This is a genomic window from Ponticoccus sp. (in: a-proteobacteria), assembly GCF_048381735.1.
In genome coordinates, this window is record NZ_JBLXGL010000012.1 from 84,452 (window position 1) to 101,342 (window position 16,891).

Below are 16,891 nucleotides of genomic sequence, written 5' to 3' on the forward strand. Positions count from 1 at the left end.
GGCCCCGAAAAGAACGGCGCGCCGGGCCATTTTGCAACCGGAATGGCGGATTGCCTGGCGGCGGGGTGATTCTTCCATGCAGCCGGGACGCCCGGGCCACGGCAACACGACCTTAGTCCCCATGCAGGATCCCCCAGCGAACCTGCGGGATCCGGCCCGCCATACACCGGACTTTGCCCGGCTCCAGGGCCGCTGCGAATTTCTCAACATTTGCGTCAACTTATCCATTGCGGGCCGGACACAAGGGGCGCCCAGCCCCCGTGCGATTGTTGACAATTCCAAAATTTTCCTTCCGGGATTGAATTTTACGTGCTAGCTTTTTTCCAGAGTAGAAGCGAACTTGGCCCTCTGGGACTTTGGTAATTGCTCAGTATTCGTGCAGTTCACCCGGGGCAGTCAGTTTAAAAGGGTAACGATCGCTACTGCTCGACAATCCCTCAGGGCGAACTGATTCAAATCGGCTCAAAACGTTGCCGGTTCGTGTCCGCTGCGAACCACGACAGGGAGGAAAAATCATGAAGGGAATAATCTCAGCCACCGCGTTTCTACTGGGCAGTGCGGCGTCTGCTCAGGCCGCCGACAAAGTCACGTTCCAGATGGACTGGCTGCCCGGCGGTGACAAGGCAGCTATCTTTGTCTGTCTCGAACGGGGGTTTTGCGAAGAGGCCGGATTGGACCTGAGGCTCGAATCCGGGCGCGGTTCCTCGGAATCGCTGACCAAACTGGCCACCGGAAGCTCGGATATCGGCAATGCCGATATCGGCGCATTGATGGCCGCCCGGGTGACCGAAGACCTGCAAGTGACCGCCGTGATGTCCTATTACAGCGAGGGACCGCACGCATTCTTCACCCTGAAGGGCAACGGGATCGAAAGCTTTGCCGATGTGAAAGGCAAGAACCTGGTGACCTCGCCCTTCACCTCGTCGAACGTCTACCTGCCGCTGGTGCTGAACGACAACGGCCTGTCGATGGACGATGTCACCCTGACCAAATCCGACCCGGGCGCGCTGAACCCGATGCTGGTGACCGGGCAGACCGACGCGGTGATTTCCTGGATCACCGACGTGACCCGCTACACCCAGCAGGCCAAGGATGCCGGACGCGAGATGATCGTTCTGCCCTGGGCCGAAGCCGGGCTGGTGATGTATTCCGGCTCTATCGTCGCCTCGAACCAGTTCCTGGAAGAGCGCCCCGACGTGGCCCGCCGCTTCATCGCGGCACTGCTCAAGTCGGTGGAATACATGCGCGAGAACCCCGAGGACGCGGCCAAGGCGGTGACCGACGCCGTCCCGGAAATGGATCACGCCACCGCCATGGGGTCGCTGAACGACGCGCTGGGGCTGATCTTCAACGAGGTCACGGAACGGGACGGGCTCGGCGCGCTGGAACCCGGGCGCCTGCAGGCCACATGGGAGCGCGTCGCCGCTGCCCAGGGCCTGGCACCGGATGCGCTGGATCCCGAAGACGTGGTTGACCGCAGCTTCATGCCGGAGAACGGATCATGATCCAGCCCGATACCGTGACACCCGCTGTCCAGTTCACCGATGTCGAAATGAAATTCGACACCCGCGCAGGCGAACTGGTTGCCCTGCAACATGTCAACCTGGCGATCAACGACCACGAGTTCCTTGCGGTGCTCGGGCCGTCGGGCTGCGGCAAGTCCACGCTGATGCGGATCGTCGCCGGCCTACTGAAACCAAGCGCCGGCACGGTCTCGGTGCATGGCGAGAAGGTGGTCGAACCGCGTGACGATATCGGCATCGTGTTCCAGAAGCCGACCCTGCTGCCCTGGGCCACGCTCGAGGACAACGTGGTCTTCCCGATGAAGCACAAATACGGGCGCGTCACCCCGGAACAGCGGGAACGGGCGCACGAACTGCTGAAGCTGGTCGGCCTTGCCAAGCTGGAAAATCGCCGCCCCGACAGGCTGTCGGGCGGGATGCAGCAGCGTGTCGGCATTGCCCGCGCGCTTCTGCACAACCCCGACATCCTGCTGATGGACGAACCGTTCTCGGCTCTCGACGCCCTGACCCGCGAGGAAATGGGATACGAGTTGCAGAACATCTGGCAGAAGCACCGGAAAACCGTGATGTTCATCACCCATTCCATCGTCGAGGCCGTTCTACTGGCCGACCGGATCATCGTGATGAGCCATGGCCCCGGAGCGCGGGTCGCGGAGGATCTCAGGGTTCCCGCGCCGCGCCCGCGGACCGGCGACTCCATGCGGCTGACCGAGATGCAGGATCTCGTGGCCCATCTGCGCGATACCTTGATGACCAGGAAGGCGGCCTGACATGACTGCAACATTGACGCGTGTGAACCGCATTCCCGGGCTGCTGCCCGGGCTGACCTTCCTGATCATCCTCGTGCTGTGGGAAAGTTCGACCCGCTTCTTCACCATCCCCACCTTCCTGCTGCCGGCCCCCAGCCGGATCCTGGAAGGCTTCGACGCGGTGACGGTGTCGCGCTGGCTGGCCCATGCCTGGGCGACCCTGCGGGTGGCGATGCTCGGGTTCCTGACCGCCATCGTGGTCTCGCTGCCGCTGGCGATCCTGCTGACGCGGTTCAAGCTGGTCTCCAGCGGCATCTACCCGCTGCTGGTGGTGATCCAGTCGACCCCCATCGTCGCGGTCGCGCCGATCATCATCGTGACCATGGGATCGGGGGACATGTCGCGGGTTCTGATCACCTTCATGATCTCCTTCTTCCCGCTGGTCGTGTCGATGACCACCGGCATGAAGGCAACGCCGGAGGAACTGATCGAGCTCAGCCATTCGCTGAAGGCGCCTGCCATCCGCGAATTCACCCAGATCCGCATCCCCTATGCGATCCCCTATATCTTCTCGGGGCTGAAGATCTCGGTGACCCTGTCGGTGATCGGGGCGGTCGTGGCCGAGTTCGTGGCCGCCGAGAAGGGGATCGGGTACTTCATCCAGTTCTCGACCTCCCTGTTCAAGATCCCGCAGGCCTGGGCCGGTCTGGCCATACTTGTCGTCATGTCCCTGACGCTGTTCCAGATCATCGCACAGACCCAGCGCCACTTCTTCCCGTGGAGCCTTCCGCGCGAAAGCAAGTGATACGGAACCGCACCGGTTCGCAAAGCAGTCCCGGCCGGCATATCCGGCCGGGACTTTCCTTGTCCGCCCGGTGCCCGACCTTACCGGAAAACAGCAGATGCCCACCCTGACCCGCCTCATTCCCTTCGCCTTCGTTCTGATCTGGAGCACCGGCTTCATCGGCGCAAAGTTCGGCCTGCCCTACATGGAGCCCTTCTTCCTGCTGGTCCTGCGCTACGCTCTGGTGCTGGCCCTGTTCGGCCTCGGCCTGCTGCTCTGGCGCGGCCCCCTGCTGGCGGCGCGCGACATCCCCAGCCAGCTTCTGGTCGGCAGCCTGATCCACGGCGCCTATCTGGGCGGCGTTTTCTACAGCATCTCGCGCGGCGTCCCGGCCGGGCTGGTCGCGATCATCGTCGGCATGCAACCGCTTCTGACCGCGCTGCTGGGATGGCTCTGGCTGAACGAGCGGCTGACCCGCGCCACGGCCACCGGGTTGCTGGTGGGCTTCCTCGGCCTGCTGCTGGTCGTGGGCGGCGCCGGGGCGCTGTCGCAAGACGGCGCGCCGGATGGCGCGGGGCTGGTTGCGACCCTGATCGCGCTGATGGGCATATCGACGGGCACCGTGCTGCAAAAGCGCCACGGCGCCGGGGTGCCGCTGCTGGCGGGAACAACCGTGCAATATGCCGGGGCGCTGGCGGTCACCCTGCCGCTGGCCCTGCTGTTCGAAACCGGGCGAGTCGAGCCGACATGGCCGCTGATGCTGACCATGGCCTGGCTTGTGCTGGGGCTCTCGGTGCTGGCGATCAGCCTGCTGATGGTGATGATCCGCAGCGATCAGGTCGGGCGTGTGACCAGCTACTTCTACCTGGTGCCGCCCCTGACCATGCTGCAGGCATGGCTGTTCTTCGGAGAAACGATGTCCGCCCTCTCGGCAATCGGCACACTGCTGGTGATCGGCGGCATCTACCTGGTGATCCGCCGGACCCGCCGGGATGCCGGGCCCCAGCGCGCCCTGCCCGCACGCGGCTGAACCCGCGCCGCAAACGAAGGCCGCGCCGGGCAGGCCCCGGCGCATGGGTTATCCGTGGTTTCAGACGGGCTCGCCGCGCTGTCAGGCCCCCTCGGACCTGCCGCCGGTCCAGCGCTTCACCGTGCCGCTGTCCAGATCGAAGAGGTCGAGCACCCGGCCAACCGTGTGGTCGACCATCTCCTCCAGGCTTTGCGGCCTGGTGTAGAAGGCCGGCACCGGGGGATAGATGATGGCGCCCATCTCTGTCACCGCCGCCATGTTGCGCAGATGCCCCAGATGCAGCGGCGTCTCGCGCAGCATCAGCACCAGCCGCCGCCGCTCTTTCAGCACCACATCCGCGGCCCGCGACAGCAGATTGGCGGTGGTGCCGGTGGCGATTTCCGCCATGGTCTTGACCGAGCAGGGCGCCACGATCATCCCCATGGTGCGGAAGGAACCCGAGGAACAGCCCGCCCCGATATCCTTGTTGGAATGGGTGTGATCGGCCAGCACTTCCAGATCGGCTGCCGTGAAATCGCACTCATGCGCCATGGTGATGCGCGCGGCATTGGACATGACAAGATGGGTCTCGATGTCCAGCGCGCGCAGGACTTCAAGCATGCGCTTGCCGTAGATCACCCCCGAAGCCCCGGAAATCCCGACGATCATGCGCCTTGGCTGTGTCATGTCAGTTCCTTCCGTGCCACGGGCAGATTACCGGCCAATATCCTTCAGAAGCGCCGCCGCGCGCGCTTGCGCCTCGGCGCCGATCAGTGCGCGGGTGCCGTGGAAATCCGGCCCGCGCGTCGCGTCCAGCCCCATCCGTGACGTGGTGCCGATACCGCTGGCCGAGGGGTCGAGCGCATTGCCCGGCAGCCCCTCGATGATGACCACGTCCCGATGCGGCTGGAAATGGCTGGACAGCGCCCAGAGCACCTCTTCGTCGCGGGTGATGTCCACATCCGCATCCACGACGATCACGGTCTTCAGGTACTGGTCCCATCCCAGCAGCCCCAGCATGACCTGCCGGGCCTCGCCTTCGCGGCTTTGGTTCATCGCCACATAGGCGTGGAAATGCGTGCCCGAGGACGGGTAATGCACCGCCGTCACCGACGGGAAGCGCGCCCGCAGCTTCTCGACCATCTCCGCCTCGCGCGGGATGCGGCCAAGGTTCAGGTGTTCGGCGGAATTGCCACCGGCCACGCTGACCAGAATCGGCGCGTTGCGGCGCAGGATGGTTTCCACGGTGAACAGGTTGTTGGTCGACCGGTCAGAGGAATAGCCGGTGAACTCGCCGAACGGCCCTTCCTCGACCGAGGCCTCGTGGTCGATCACCCCCTCCAGCACGATCTCGGCATGGGCCGGGACGCGGATGCCGTACTTCGGCGTCTCGACCACTTCCAGCGGGGCGCCCATCAACCCGCCCGCGATGTCACGCTCGTCCTCTTCGAAGGCAAGCCGCGCCGAGGCGGCAAGCATGAACAGGGGATGCCCGCCGATGATCATGGCCACCGGCATCGGCCTGCCCAGTTCCTTGGACATGTTCAGCAGCCGCCACAGGTGGCCGCGCGAATGCAGCGAGGTCGCCAGCTGGTTCTTCGAATGGATCATCGCCCGGTGATAGGACAGGTTGCCGATCCCGGTGTCGGGATCCTCGCCCAGGATGATCCCCGAGGTGATGTACTTCTTCCGGTCGGTCTCGAAATGCTTCAGCATCGGCAGCAGGTTCAGGTCGACATCCGCGCCCGAGATCACCTGCTCCAGCACCGGCCCGTGATCGACCACCTTGGACGGCATCGCGGCGCGCGAGCGTTTCTGGTAGGCCGCGTGCAACCCCGGCTCGTCGGTGTCGAACAGCCGCGCGATGCGCTGCCGCGATCCGAAGACGTTGCACAGCACCGGCGACTGAAGATGCGCCACCCTGTTGAGCCGCAAGAGCGGCTGTCGGCCCTGCGCCGCCAGCGCCCAGATCAGCGCCGTCGCATCCTGGTCGTCGGACACCTCGCTGTCGATCTCGATCACGTCCTCGGGGTGCGCGGCGGCATATCCGGCCAGAAAGTGACGCACATCCTGCGGGTGATGGCTGTCGGTTTTGGTCATGAGCATGTCAGGCGTCCCCCGGGGTCGGCAAGATCGTGGAATACAGTGGAAGGACCAGAGGCGGCGCCGGGGTCCGGCGCCGCCCGGGTCCGGGTCAGGCCGGTTCCAGCAGCTTGCCGGTGGCCCGGTCGACGCCGGCATAGGTATCGGTAAGCCGGGCCTGAGCGTCCTTCAGATCGCGGGGCGGCGGGGTCGTGTCGATGCCCACCAGCCGGGCGATATTGTTCCCCAGGTAGCCTTCCAGCTCGTCCTCCGACAGGTTCATGCCATGCGGCGGCTCGTGGCACAGCACCTCAAGCTCGCGCAGCCACATGCCCGGATCGTTGGGCGGGCTGTCCGTGCCGAAGACGATCTTGTCCTTCGGCAGCTGCTGGGCGAACTCGACGATCCGCGACTGGAAGCACCATCCGCTTTCGCAATAGACGTTGGGCGTGTCCATCGCCATCCAGAAGGCCTCGAAGCTGTAGTTGCCGCCGGTCTGGATGCCGAAATGGCCGATGATGAAGTTGACCATCGGGAACTCGCGGATGATCGGATAGAACATCGTCGGGATGGTATAGGGCCCGTCGCCGGTATGGATCAGCACCACGATATTGTACTTGGCGCACATCTCCATCGCCGGGCGCAGCCATTCCAGCGCCCGGTCGGGCCGGTAGCCATGCATGTTGGCGTGCAGCTTGATCATCTTGAAACCGTATTCCTTGTGATGGAATTCGATCTCCTTGGCCCCGTTCTCGGGCCCCCAGCGCGGGTTGTAGTTGAAGTTGCCGATGAAGCGGTCCGGGTACTTCTGGCACAGCTCAGACACATAGGCCATGTAGTCGCGAATGCCTTCACGGCCCATGCGGTTGCCGTCGCGATAGCCGGTATTGCCCGGCGGCGGCTGGATGAAGCCCATGTCGATCCGGCGCGGCTTGCCGTTGATCATATAGGGGCCATCCATCATTTTCAGCATCCGCTCGCCGGTGAAAGGCTCGCCCGTGTGGCGCCAGGCCTCGTCCACCAGGTTGGTCGGATGAAGATGGGTATCGATAATCATCTTGGTCTCCTTCGGAAGGTCTTTGGGCGGCTTATTCTGCCGGTTCCAGAACGACGCCTTTGTCCCGCAGATAGGCCTCTGCCTCGGCCACGGATTTCGGCGGGGCGGTGGGCTCCAGCCCGATCATCCGGGCGGTGTTGTTGCCCAGGTAATCCTCGAGCGTGTCCTCATCGAGGTTCAGGCCCTGCGGCGGCTCGTGGCACAGAACCTCAAGCAGGTTGATCCACATGCCCGGCTCGTTCGGCGGCGTGTCGGTGCCGAAGAGGATCTTGTGCTTGGGCAGTTCCTTCGCGAATTCGACGATCCGCGACTGCAGGCACCAGCCGCTTTCGGCGTAGACATTGGGTTCGTCCATCGCCATCTGGAACGGCTCGAAGGTGTAGACCCCGCCGGTCTGCACGCCGAAGTGCGCCAGGATGAAGTTCACCTCGGGGAACTCGCGGATGATCGGGATGAATTCCGTCGGGATCGAGTAGGGCCCGTCGCCGGTATGCACCTTGACCATGATCCCAAGGTCGGCGCAGACGCGCATGGCGGGACGCAGCCAGTCCAGCGCCCGGTCGGGACGGTAGGCGTGCATGTTGGCCTGCAACTGCACCATCTTGAAATCGAACTCTTTCACGTAGCGTTCGATTTCCTCGGCGCCGTTCTGGGTGCCGTAGCGCGGGTTGTAGACGAAGCAGCCGATGAAGCGGTCCGGGTGCTCGCAGACCATCTTCTCGGTATAGCCCATGTACTCCCGGATCGCGGCCTTGCCTTCTTTTTCGTGGATGCCGTGGGTGTAGATCGTATTGCCCTGCGGCGGCTGGATGAACGCCTTGTCGACGCGACGGGGTTTGCCGTTCACGTAGAACGGGCCGTCCATCATCTTCAGCAGCCGCTCTCCGGTGAAGGGCTCGCCGTCATGGCGCCAGGCCAGATCGACGAGATCCGTCGGATAGCAACTCAGGTCGATAATCATGAGGAACCTCCTGGAATGAGGTGCCTGAATGCAATGCCGCCGCCGCCAGGAAGCGTCCCGAAGGACGTCGCGCGGGGACGGGCCCCGTCAGGGCCGATCCGGTTCGGGAAAGCGGGGAATGTCGACATCGCAGCCTCACCTCTCAATGGGTTGGTGAGCAATTGGCTGCGCTTCTACTCTGGCTCCAGCCTAGGGACAGAGTTAATGCAAGTCAATAAGAAAGTATCAGAAGCTTTTGTTTTTGCTTAATAATAAGCGACAACAAGCGGCCCGCGCGCGGATCGCGCGGGCCGCTTTTTTCAGTCCGGGTCAGTGCGGAAGGGGCGTCAGTCCACCAGGCAGGAAGACAGCTTGCGCCCGATCTCGTCGCGATCCAGATCACGGCCGATGAACACGATTTTCGAGCGGCGCGTTTCGTCCTGCCAGGGGTGATCCGGGCGCAGGTCGAACAGCTGGTGCACCGCCTGAAGGACATAAAAGCGGTCGTCGCCGGCTATCGCCAAGATCCCCTTGGTGCGAAAGATCGCCGGGCCCTTCTCGTCCAGATAGTCGGTCAGCACCCGGTGCAGCTTGTCCAGCACGAAGGGCCGGTCGAAGGTCATGCTGACCGAGGACACGGTCTCGTCGTGCAGATGCCCATGATGATGGTGGTGGTGATGATGGTCGTGGTCATCCTCGCCATTCATGTCGATCTGCAGGATCTCGGCGCGCTCCTTGACATAGGAGGGCTGGAACCCGTTGACGTTGAGGATATTGTTCAAATCCACCACCCCAAACTCCGAGCGCAGGATCTCGGCGGTCTGGTTCAAGCCGCGCAGGTCGCCTTCCAGCTTGGCCAGACCGGCCTCGTTGGCAAGATCGACCTTGTTGACGATGATCCGGTCGGCGGCGACGATCTGGTCCACCGCCTGATTGTCGCGCCCGTCCAGCACCGGATCGTAGAGATGCTGGTCGATATGCTTGGCATCCACCAGCGTCACGATGGCGTCCAGATTGACCTCGTCCGCCACGCTGCGGTCGGCAAAGAAAGCGGTCGCCACAGGCGTCGGATCGGCAAGGCCCGAGGTCTCGACGATGATGTGATCGAACTTGTCCTTCTGGGCCAGGAGCTTTTTCATCACGTCGATCAAGTCGTTGCGCACGTCGACGAAGCAGCAGATGCAGCCGTTCTGCATCTGGTAGATTTCCTCGTCCGAGGCCAGCACCAGATCGCTGTCCACGTCCACTTCGCCGAACTCGTTTTCGATCACCGCGATGCGGTAGCCGTGCTTTTCGGTCAGGATGTAGTTCAGCAGCGTGGTTTTGCCCGACCCCAGGAACCCGGTCAGGATGGTGATCGGCAGCTTGTCCTTGGGAATCTCGTGAATGTTCATCATGATTGGCGCTCCTTCTCGGCCAAGGCGTTCAGAATGTCTTCGGGGGTGATCGGGTAGTGGCGGAAGCGCACCCCGATGGCGTCGAAGATGGCGTTGGAAATGGCGGGGCCGATGGCGATGATCGGGTCTTCGCCAACCCCCTTGGCGCCCCATGGGCCGCCGGGATCGGGCGCGGCTTCAAGGATCACCGTGTCGATATCGGGCATGTCCATCGACAGCGGCATCTTGTAGTCGACCAGCCCGGCATTCAGCGAGCGGCCGGTCCGGGTGTCGATGATGTAATCCTCGGTCAGGGTGTGGCCGATGCCCTGCTGGATACCGCCTTCGATCTGGCCCGCGGCGGCAATCGGGTGGATCACCTTGCCGACGTCATGCACCGGCACGACCCGGTCCACCGTCACCAGCCCGGTTTCCGTGTCCACGCTCACCTCGACGAAATGCGCGGCGAAGGAATAGGACTTCGTCGGCTCGTAGGTGCCCCGGCCAAGGATATTGGCCGAGGGGATGCCCGGTTTCGGCCCCATCGCCTCGGCCACGGTCAGGCCCTGATCGGGGTTGTCGCGCCGGTAGATCCGGCCCTCGACCATATCCAGCGCATCGGCGGTGGTCTCAAGCATCCCGGCGGCGCGTTTCAGGATACCCGCCCGGGCCTCGGCCGCCGCCATGCGGGTGGCGCTGCCCACAAGGTAGGTGGTGTGGCTGGCGAAGGCGCCGATATCCCAGGGCACCGCGTCGGTGTCGCCGTGCACCACGGACACGCTTTCGAAGGGCACGTTCAGCTCTTCGGCGGCGATCTGTGCCAGCGCGGTATGCGCCCCCGTGCCCAGCCCCGCCGCGCCGGTCATCAGCGTGACCGAGCCGTCCTCGTTGACCTTGACGATGGCATTGCCCTGCTCCTTGATCCCGGGATAGGCCGAAGAGCCGTGCATCTCGCAGCCCAGCCCCCAGCCCTTGCGGACATGCGGCGCCGCCGGGTCGGGACAGCGCGTGCCCTGCCGCAGGGCCTGCCAGTCGAAGACCTTCGTGCCGTGGGCGATGCAGGCCTCCAGCCCGTGGCCGACGATGGGATGGCCCGACGGCGCGATATCGCCCTCGCGCACGGCGTTCTTCAGCTTCAGCTCTGCCGGGTCCAGCCCCAGACGCTCTGCCGCCTCGTCCATCTGGATGTCGAGCGCGTAATAGGTCTGCACCACGCCGTAGCCGCGAAACGCCCCCGCAATCGGGGTGTTGGTATAGACCGCGCGCCCGTTCAGGCGCAGGTTCTCGCAGCGGTAGAGCGACGTGGCGGAATTGGTGCCGACCGTGGTGACGCCGGGGCTGTGCGACCCGTAGGCGCCCGAGTCGAAGACGATCCGCATGTCGCGCGCGGTGATCGTGCCGTCCTTGCGAAAGCCCTGCTTCAGCCACAGCTTGAACGGGTGACGCGAGCGCCCGGCCAGGAAGGTTTCGCGCCGGGTGAATTCCATCCGCACCGGCTTGCGTGTCGCCCGGGCCAGCAGGGCACAGAGGAACTCGTGCTGAAAGCAGTCCTGCTTGGCGCCGAACCCGCCGCCCATGTGATCGACAAGCACCCGCACCTTGGTGCGCGGCAGGCCCAGAACCTCTGCCAGGATGCCACGCACCATGAAAGAGCTCTGCGTCGAGGTCCAGAAGGTCAGCTTGCCGGAGCCGTCCCAATCGGCAAGGCAGACATTGGGTTCCATGTAGCCGGGCACCGGACGGCCCCCGGAATACTCGCCTTCGAGGATGAAATCCGCCTCGGCAAAGCCCTTCTCGACATCGCCACGCTCCACCTGCACCGGCGCCAGCACGAGGTTGCCGCCGGGGCCGTGATCGTGGATCCGGGGCGCATCCGGCGCCATCGCCGCTTCCGGGGTGAAGACCGCGGGCAGTTCCTCGTATTCGACCTCGATCAGGTCCAGCGCCTCGTCGGCGATCTCTTCGCTGATCGCGGCCACCGCAGCGACGCCCTCGCCCCAGTAGCGCACCCTGTCGTCGAGGATGTACTGGTCCTTCGTGCAGGAGATCGAGCGCGGATGAGGAGAGCCGTAGTGCAGCACGCGCGGCACGTCCTTGTGGGTCAGCACCGCCTTGACGCCGGGATAGGCCAGCGCCTTGCTGACATCGATGCGCTTGATCCGGGCGTGGGCCACGTCCGAGCGCTTCATCTTGCCGTAGAGCATCCCCACCGGCTTCAGATCGGCGACATAGACGCCTTCGCCGGTGACCTTCTCGATGACGTCTTCGCGCTTGACGCTCTTGCCGATGACGCTGAAATCGTTCTTCAGGGGTCCTGTGGGCTTGTTCATGCGGTTTCCTCCAGCGCGCGGGCGTTGCGGATATCCGCCGCGGCACTGCGCACGGCGTCGAAGATCTTGGTGTAGCCGGTGCAGCGGCAGATATTGCCGCTCAGTCCAAAGCGGATCTCTGCGTCGCTGGGATCGGGATTTTCAGCCAGCAGTTGCTGCGCCATCATCAGGATGCCCGGCGTGCAGAAGCCGCATTGCGAGGCGCCGTGGCGCATGAAGGCCTCCTGAAGCGGGTGCAGGATCTCCATGCTTTTCTGCATGCCCTCGACGGTTTCGACCGTGCGGCCCTGCGCCTCGACCGCCAGCATCAGGCAGGCGTTGACCGGGGCGCCGTCGACGATCACGGTGCAGGCACCGCAATCGCCCACGTCGCAGCCCTTCTTGGTGCCGGTCAGCCCGACTTCCTCGCGCAGGGTATCCAGCAGCGACCGGTGCCCCTCGACCGCCAGGCTATGGGGGTCTCCGTTGATGGTCAGGTCCACGATCTGTTTCATTGGCTCGCCTCCATTGCTTGCCTGAGGGCACGGCGGGTCAGGACGCCCACCATGTTGCGGCGGTAATCGGCGCTGGCGCGCACGTTGCTGATCGGCGTGCATTCGGCCATGGCCTGCGCCCCCGCCTGTGCGATCAGCGCATCGGTGATCCTGGCGCCCTTCAGCAAGGCCTCGGCGCCCGGCGCGCGCAGCACCGTCGGCCCCACGGCGCCAAGCGCGATCCGGGCATCGGTGCAGAGATCGCCGTCGCGTTCGAGGCTGACCGCGACGCCGACCGTGGCCAGCTCCATCGCCTTCCGGCGCCCGTGCTTGAGGTAGCTGCGTCCGCTGCCGGGGGTCGGCGCCGGAAGCACGATGCCGGTGACGATATCGCCACGCTCCAGCCGCGTGCGCCCGGGGCCGGTGAAGAACTCGGCCAGGGGCATCCGGCGCATGCCCTTGGGCGTGTAGATATGGATGATCGCGCCATCCGCGAGCAGCGGCGGAATGGTATCGGCAGAGGGTGAGGCGCGGCAGATATTGCCGACCACCGTGGCCCGGTTGCGCACCTGGATCGAGGCCAGCAGCCGAAGCGCCTCGGCGAAATTCGGATAGGTCTGCTGCACACCCGGCAGGATTTCCAGCTGCCGCGCGGTGATCAGCGCCCCGAAGGTCAGCCCGGTGTTCGGATCCCAGGTGATATCGGTCATGCCCGGGATCTTCTTGATGTTCACCACATCAGAGACGTCCCGCAGCCTTTCGCGGATCTCGACGAAGAGGTCGGTGCCGCCGGCAAGCACATGGGCCTTGTCGCCCAGCTCGATCAGCAGGCGCGAGGCCTCTTCCAGCGTCGAGGGTTCATGATAAGCAAAGCGTCGCATCTGGCCTCCTTCAGATCGCAGCGGACTCGAACCGGGCCGCTGGCGCTTGAGTGATGGCCGCTTATCCTGAGCAGGGGCTTCGCCGGGGGTTGTCTAGCCGGGCCCGGGGGGCCCGTCCTGATCGTCCGCCGCCTTGATATCCAGCAGCATCTCCGATTTCAGCGCGGTCAGAAGCTGGTTGTTGTAATGCACCGCCTCGTCCCCTTCGCCGCGGGCCAATGCGCCCATGGTCTTGATATGCAGGTTGTGACCCGAGAACTCCGACGGTCGGCCGTGACGATGGGACATCAGCAGCGGCTGGCAGTTGATCAGGTCGTACAAAAGCTGCGACAGGTGCTTGTTTCCGGCCAGGCGGCCCATCTCCATGTGAAAGCGGCGCGAGTGGTGCCGCGCCTGCACCACGTTGCCTTCGTCATAGGCCGCCCCTTCGGCGCGCAGGATGTCCTGCAGGGCCGCGCTGGCCTCGGCGGTGTAGTTGCGTGCCAGACTCTGCAGCAGCCCGGTTTCGACCACCATGCGGGCCTCGAAGACCTGCTCGGCCTCGGCGGCGCTGAGCCGCACGATGCGGGCGCCCTTGTTGCGGCTGATCTCCACCAGACCGGCATTAACGAGGCGCAGCAGCCCGTTGCGGATCGCCTGCCGGTTCGCGCCCGCCGCTTCCGCGAGTTCGCGCTCGACCAGCCGGTCGCCAGCCCTCAGGCGCTGATCCTGGACCGCCTCGACCACCAGCGAAAACACGCGCTCTTCCGCGTCGATTCCACTTTTGAGTTCGGCTTTCGCAGGTGCCTTTCTGCGGAACTGGGGCTTTGTCACGGCAACCTCGTCTTTCATGAAGTCAGGCTAGACCGCACCGGGTAATATTGTCAACAATACATTATTTATCGTTATTTTTCATTCTATTAACATCCAATTTCCCGCATGATCGACAGCCTTGAAACACGGCACCTCCAAGCGGCGCACATCGAATCAATCTTGGGGACAGTTCTGCGGAAGACAGCGCCCGGCACCGGCATCTCCGGGGCCAGGGGACCGCTCCGCACCTGCGCAGACAGAGGGCGGGGCACGGCTGAGCATGCGGGACCGGGCGGCTTTCGTGCCAGTCGCCCAAGGCCAGACCCGACGGCGCCGGGCCATGCCCTACGTCGCGCAGACCAGCGGGTTGTCCGGCAGGAACCACACCCCGGGGGCGCGCGCAGTCCCGCCCGGAAGCGGGGCGGGCCCGGTCGCGTCGGCTAGGGGGCGGAGGGGACGGTTTCGGGAAACGCCGCGAGGAGGATCTCTTTCAGGCGTTCGGCGGGCGGCGACAGGCTGCGCCACTTGTGCTCCATGACGCAGATATTGCGGGTGATCACCGGATCGGTCAGTGCAACGCTGCAGACCCCGGCGGCGGCGGTCAGCTCCATCGAGTTCTCCGGCAGCACCGTCACCCCAAGACCCGCCGCGACCATGCCGATGGCCGTGGTCGAAAACCGGACGTCGTAGGCGGGCAGAAACTCCGGCGCGACGCCGATCATGGTGCGCTCGACGATCTGGCGCAACGGATTGTCCTGCGCCAGCACGATCAGCGGCTGGTCCGCCAGATCCGCCCATCCAAGCGCCTGCCGCGCGGCCAGCGGGTGATCGGCGCGGCAGATCAGCGTCAGCCGGTCCTTGCTGACCGGCAGCGACGCGATCTCGGGGTCGTCGTCCAGCAGCGTCCCCAGCGCGATATCGGCCTCGTTGCGCAGCAGGGCCGGGCGGATTTCCTCTTCGGGCATGTCGCGCAGCCCGACCGAGATACCCGGGTGCTGTTCAAGGAACCGGTCGATCAGCGCGGGGATTGTCGTGGCGGAGAAGATGATCGAACTGGCAACGGTCACCCTGCCCTTCTTCAACAAGGCGCGTTCACGGACATTGCGCGTGGCAAGATCCAGATCCTCCATCGCCTTGCGGGCCTGCGGCAGAAAATCGATGCCGATGTCGGTCAGGTTCACCTTGCGGGTATGGCGGTCGAACAGGCGGACGCCCAGCTCCAGCTCCAGATCCTTGATCAGCAGGCTGACCGCGGCCTGCGTCAGCCCAAGCGCGCTGGCGGCCAGGTTGAACCGACCCAGTTCGGCCACGGCAAGGAAGGCGCGGATCTGGCGCAGCGTGACATTCATCCCCGGCGGCCCGGCCCCGCCACGGTCAGGCGGGTTCCGCCAGCGCCCGGGGCAGCACCGTCGCGGTTTCCGACACCAGCCGACCGCGCGCCAGCACCCGCGCCTGCATCGGCCCCCCGGCGACCAGCGTATCGGTATCCTCACAATCGGTCAGCACCAGGTCGGCCCAGGCCCCGGGGCGGATGCCGTAATCCTCGCCCAGCCCCATCAGCCGGGCGGGGATGTCGGTGACCATCCGGTGCACGTCGCGCAGCTCGTCGGCCATCAGGTTGCCCGCCAGCAGCGTCCAGCGCGCGATTTCCAGCATGTCACCGGTGCCGGTCGGCACAAACGGATCCTGGATATTGTCCGAGGCGGTGGCGATCCTGGCGCCGCCACGCAGCAGCTCGGCCACCCGGGTCAGGCCGCGCGGCGGCAGCTTTGTGCGGTCGCGGGCCTGAAGATAGAGATTGGCAGCCGGAAGCGTCACGGCCCCCACGTCAAGCTCGATCATCCGCTCCATGATGGTGCGCGCCGCCTCGGGTTCGAGGGCGCTCAGGACAGAAACGTGGCTGAAGACCGTCCGGCCCTGCATCCCGAACCGTTCGACCCGGTCGAGCGCCGCATGCATGTTCAGGTTGCCGGGGTCGAGGTGTTCGTCCAGATGCAGGTCGATCGGCTTTCCGGCCCGGACAGCGGCCTCGAACAGGATGTCCATGTAGCGCCCCGGATCCTCGCTGACCGCCGGGGTGCCGCCCACCGCGTCGGCAAAGCCGACAGCCTGATCGACATTCGCTGTCAGCCAGTCCAGATCCTGACCCGGATGCGGGGTCATGAAGGCCACCAGCTGCAGCGTCATCCGGTCGGCCCAGGCCTCGCGCAGCCGGGCCAGCGCCTCGATCCCGTTGAACCCCGCATCCTTGTCGACATTGACATGGCTGCGGATCGCGGTTGTGCCGCGCGACAGGCAGCGCGCCATGGTCCGCGACGCGCGAAGGGTGATATCCTCGGGACCGGCTGTCCGGGCATATGCGGCAAAGGCCTCGCGCGCGCCCTGCAGCGTGCCCGAGGGGTTGGGCGTGAAGCGCAGCACGCCCGTCTTGTCCAGATGCTGGTGCATGTCGACGAAGCCCGGCGAGATCAGCATCCCGGAGACATCGACGCGCACCATATCCGGCTGCGGCGCCAGATCGGGGCCCACAGCCGCAATCCGGCCATCGGTGCCGATCAGGATATCGGCCTGTTCCGTCCCATCGCCCGCCCCCGTGATCCGGGCGCCCGCAAGCAGGACCGGTCGCTCACGGTTCGCTGCCAGAAAGGAAAGCTGATCGCCGACGGTGCCCATGGTCCTGTCCTTATGCTTGACTATCCCCGGAACCCTAGGCAAGAGCCACTATTTCTGCAAATTAAATAAACTTTCTGATTAATAAGGATACCGTAATAATATGAGGCGCGCGAATTCCTTTCCGGATGTGCCGCGCCCGTTCGGGCGGCCAAAACACGGAACCACCCCGCCTTGCGTTTCCGTGTCTTGCACTGGCAAGGCGATCTGGCGGCTTTCACCCCG

Annotated in this window: 15 protein-coding genes; 4 read left to right on the plus strand and 11 right to left on the minus strand. The window is 64.8% G+C overall.

The window, feature by feature from the left end:
- The first annotated feature begins 515 nt into the window (after window positions 1–515).
- The 4 genes from ACN5KJ_RS17710 (at window position 516) to ACN5KJ_RS17725 (ending at window position 4,086) form a co-directional block, all read left to right on the plus strand.
- Window positions 516–1,505 (plus strand): ABC transporter substrate-binding protein, encoded by a 990-nt coding sequence (locus ACN5KJ_RS17710; RefSeq protein ID WP_418595248.1) that lies wholly within the window; start codon window positions 516–518, stop codon window positions 1,503–1,505.
- On the plus strand, window positions 1,502–2,293 hold the full coding sequence (locus ACN5KJ_RS17715; protein WP_418595249.1) for an ABC transporter ATP-binding protein: 792 nt from the start codon (window positions 1,502–1,504) through the stop codon (window positions 2,291–2,293). The genes ACN5KJ_RS17710 and ACN5KJ_RS17715 overlap by 4 nt, the downstream gene beginning before the upstream one ends.
- Window position 2,294: 1 nt before the next feature.
- Window positions 2,295–3,077, plus strand: coding sequence for an ABC transporter permease (locus ACN5KJ_RS17720; protein WP_418595250.1), 783 nt, complete (start codon window positions 2,295–2,297; stop codon window positions 3,075–3,077).
- Between the two features lie 97 nt (window positions 3,078–3,174).
- Window positions 3,175–4,086, plus strand: a complete 912-nt coding sequence (locus ACN5KJ_RS17725; protein WP_418595251.1) for a DMT family transporter — start codon at window positions 3,175–3,177, stop codon at window positions 4,084–4,086.
- A gap of 81 nt (window positions 4,087–4,167) precedes the next feature.
- On the opposite strand, the gene ACN5KJ_RS17730 is transcribed toward ACN5KJ_RS17725, so the two are convergent.
- The 11 genes from ACN5KJ_RS17730 to ACN5KJ_RS17780 all read right to left on the minus strand — a co-directional run bounded on the left by ACN5KJ_RS17730 (window position 4,168) and on the right by ACN5KJ_RS17780 (window position 16,669).
- A complete protein-coding gene (locus tag ACN5KJ_RS17730; protein ID WP_418595252.1) occupies window positions 4,168–4,752 on the minus strand; it encodes a UbiX family flavin prenyltransferase in 585 nt (194 codons plus the stop codon).
- A 27-nt stretch (window positions 4,753–4,779) separates the two neighbouring features.
- A complete protein-coding gene (locus ACN5KJ_RS17735; protein ID WP_418595253.1) occupies window positions 4,780–6,171 on the minus strand; it encodes a UbiD family decarboxylase in 1,392 nt (463 codons plus the stop codon).
- Between the two features lie 88 nt (window positions 6,172–6,259).
- Complete coding sequence (locus tag ACN5KJ_RS17740; RefSeq protein WP_418595254.1) at window positions 6,260–7,204, minus strand: amidohydrolase family protein; 945 nt, start codon at window positions 7,202–7,204, stop codon at window positions 6,260–6,262.
- A 31-nt stretch (window positions 7,205–7,235) separates the two neighbouring features.
- Window positions 7,236–8,165, minus strand: coding sequence for an amidohydrolase family protein (locus tag ACN5KJ_RS17745; protein WP_347168394.1), 930 nt, complete (start codon window positions 8,163–8,165; stop codon window positions 7,236–7,238).
- A gap of 326 nt (window positions 8,166–8,491) precedes the next feature.
- On the minus strand, window positions 8,492–9,541 hold the full coding sequence (locus ACN5KJ_RS17750) for a CobW family GTP-binding protein (protein ID WP_418595255.1): 1,050 nt from the start codon (window positions 9,539–9,541) through the stop codon (window positions 8,492–8,494).
- Window positions 9,538–11,850, minus strand: a complete 2,313-nt coding sequence (locus ACN5KJ_RS17755; RefSeq protein ID WP_418595256.1) for a xanthine dehydrogenase family protein molybdopterin-binding subunit — start codon at window positions 11,848–11,850, stop codon at window positions 9,538–9,540. The genes ACN5KJ_RS17750 and ACN5KJ_RS17755 overlap by 4 nt, the downstream gene beginning before the upstream one ends.
- The gene (locus ACN5KJ_RS17760; protein ID WP_418595257.1) at window positions 11,847–12,344 is read right to left on the minus strand and encodes a (2Fe-2S)-binding protein; all 498 of its coding nucleotides are present in this window, start codon (window positions 12,342–12,344) and stop codon (window positions 11,847–11,849) included. Before ACN5KJ_RS17760 ends, ACN5KJ_RS17755 begins: the two co-directional genes overlap by 4 nt.
- The gene (locus tag ACN5KJ_RS17765; protein ID WP_418595258.1) at window positions 12,341–13,204 is read right to left on the minus strand and encodes an FAD binding domain-containing protein; all 864 of its coding nucleotides are present in this window, start codon (window positions 13,202–13,204) and stop codon (window positions 12,341–12,343) included. Before ACN5KJ_RS17765 ends, ACN5KJ_RS17760 begins: the two co-directional genes overlap by 4 nt.
- Before the next feature lie 93 nt (window positions 13,205–13,297).
- Window positions 13,298–13,942, minus strand: coding sequence for a GntR family transcriptional regulator (locus tag ACN5KJ_RS17770; RefSeq protein WP_418595259.1), 645 nt, complete (start codon window positions 13,940–13,942; stop codon window positions 13,298–13,300).
- Window positions 13,943–14,436: 494 nt separating this feature from the next.
- Window positions 14,437–15,345, minus strand: a complete 909-nt coding sequence (locus ACN5KJ_RS17775) for a LysR family transcriptional regulator (RefSeq protein WP_418595260.1) — start codon at window positions 15,343–15,345, stop codon at window positions 14,437–14,439.
- A gap of 25 nt (window positions 15,346–15,370) precedes the next feature.
- A complete protein-coding gene (locus ACN5KJ_RS17780) occupies window positions 15,371–16,669 on the minus strand; it encodes an amidohydrolase family protein (protein WP_418595261.1) in 1,299 nt (432 codons plus the stop codon).
- Between the last annotated feature and the right edge of the window lie 222 nt (window positions 16,670–16,891).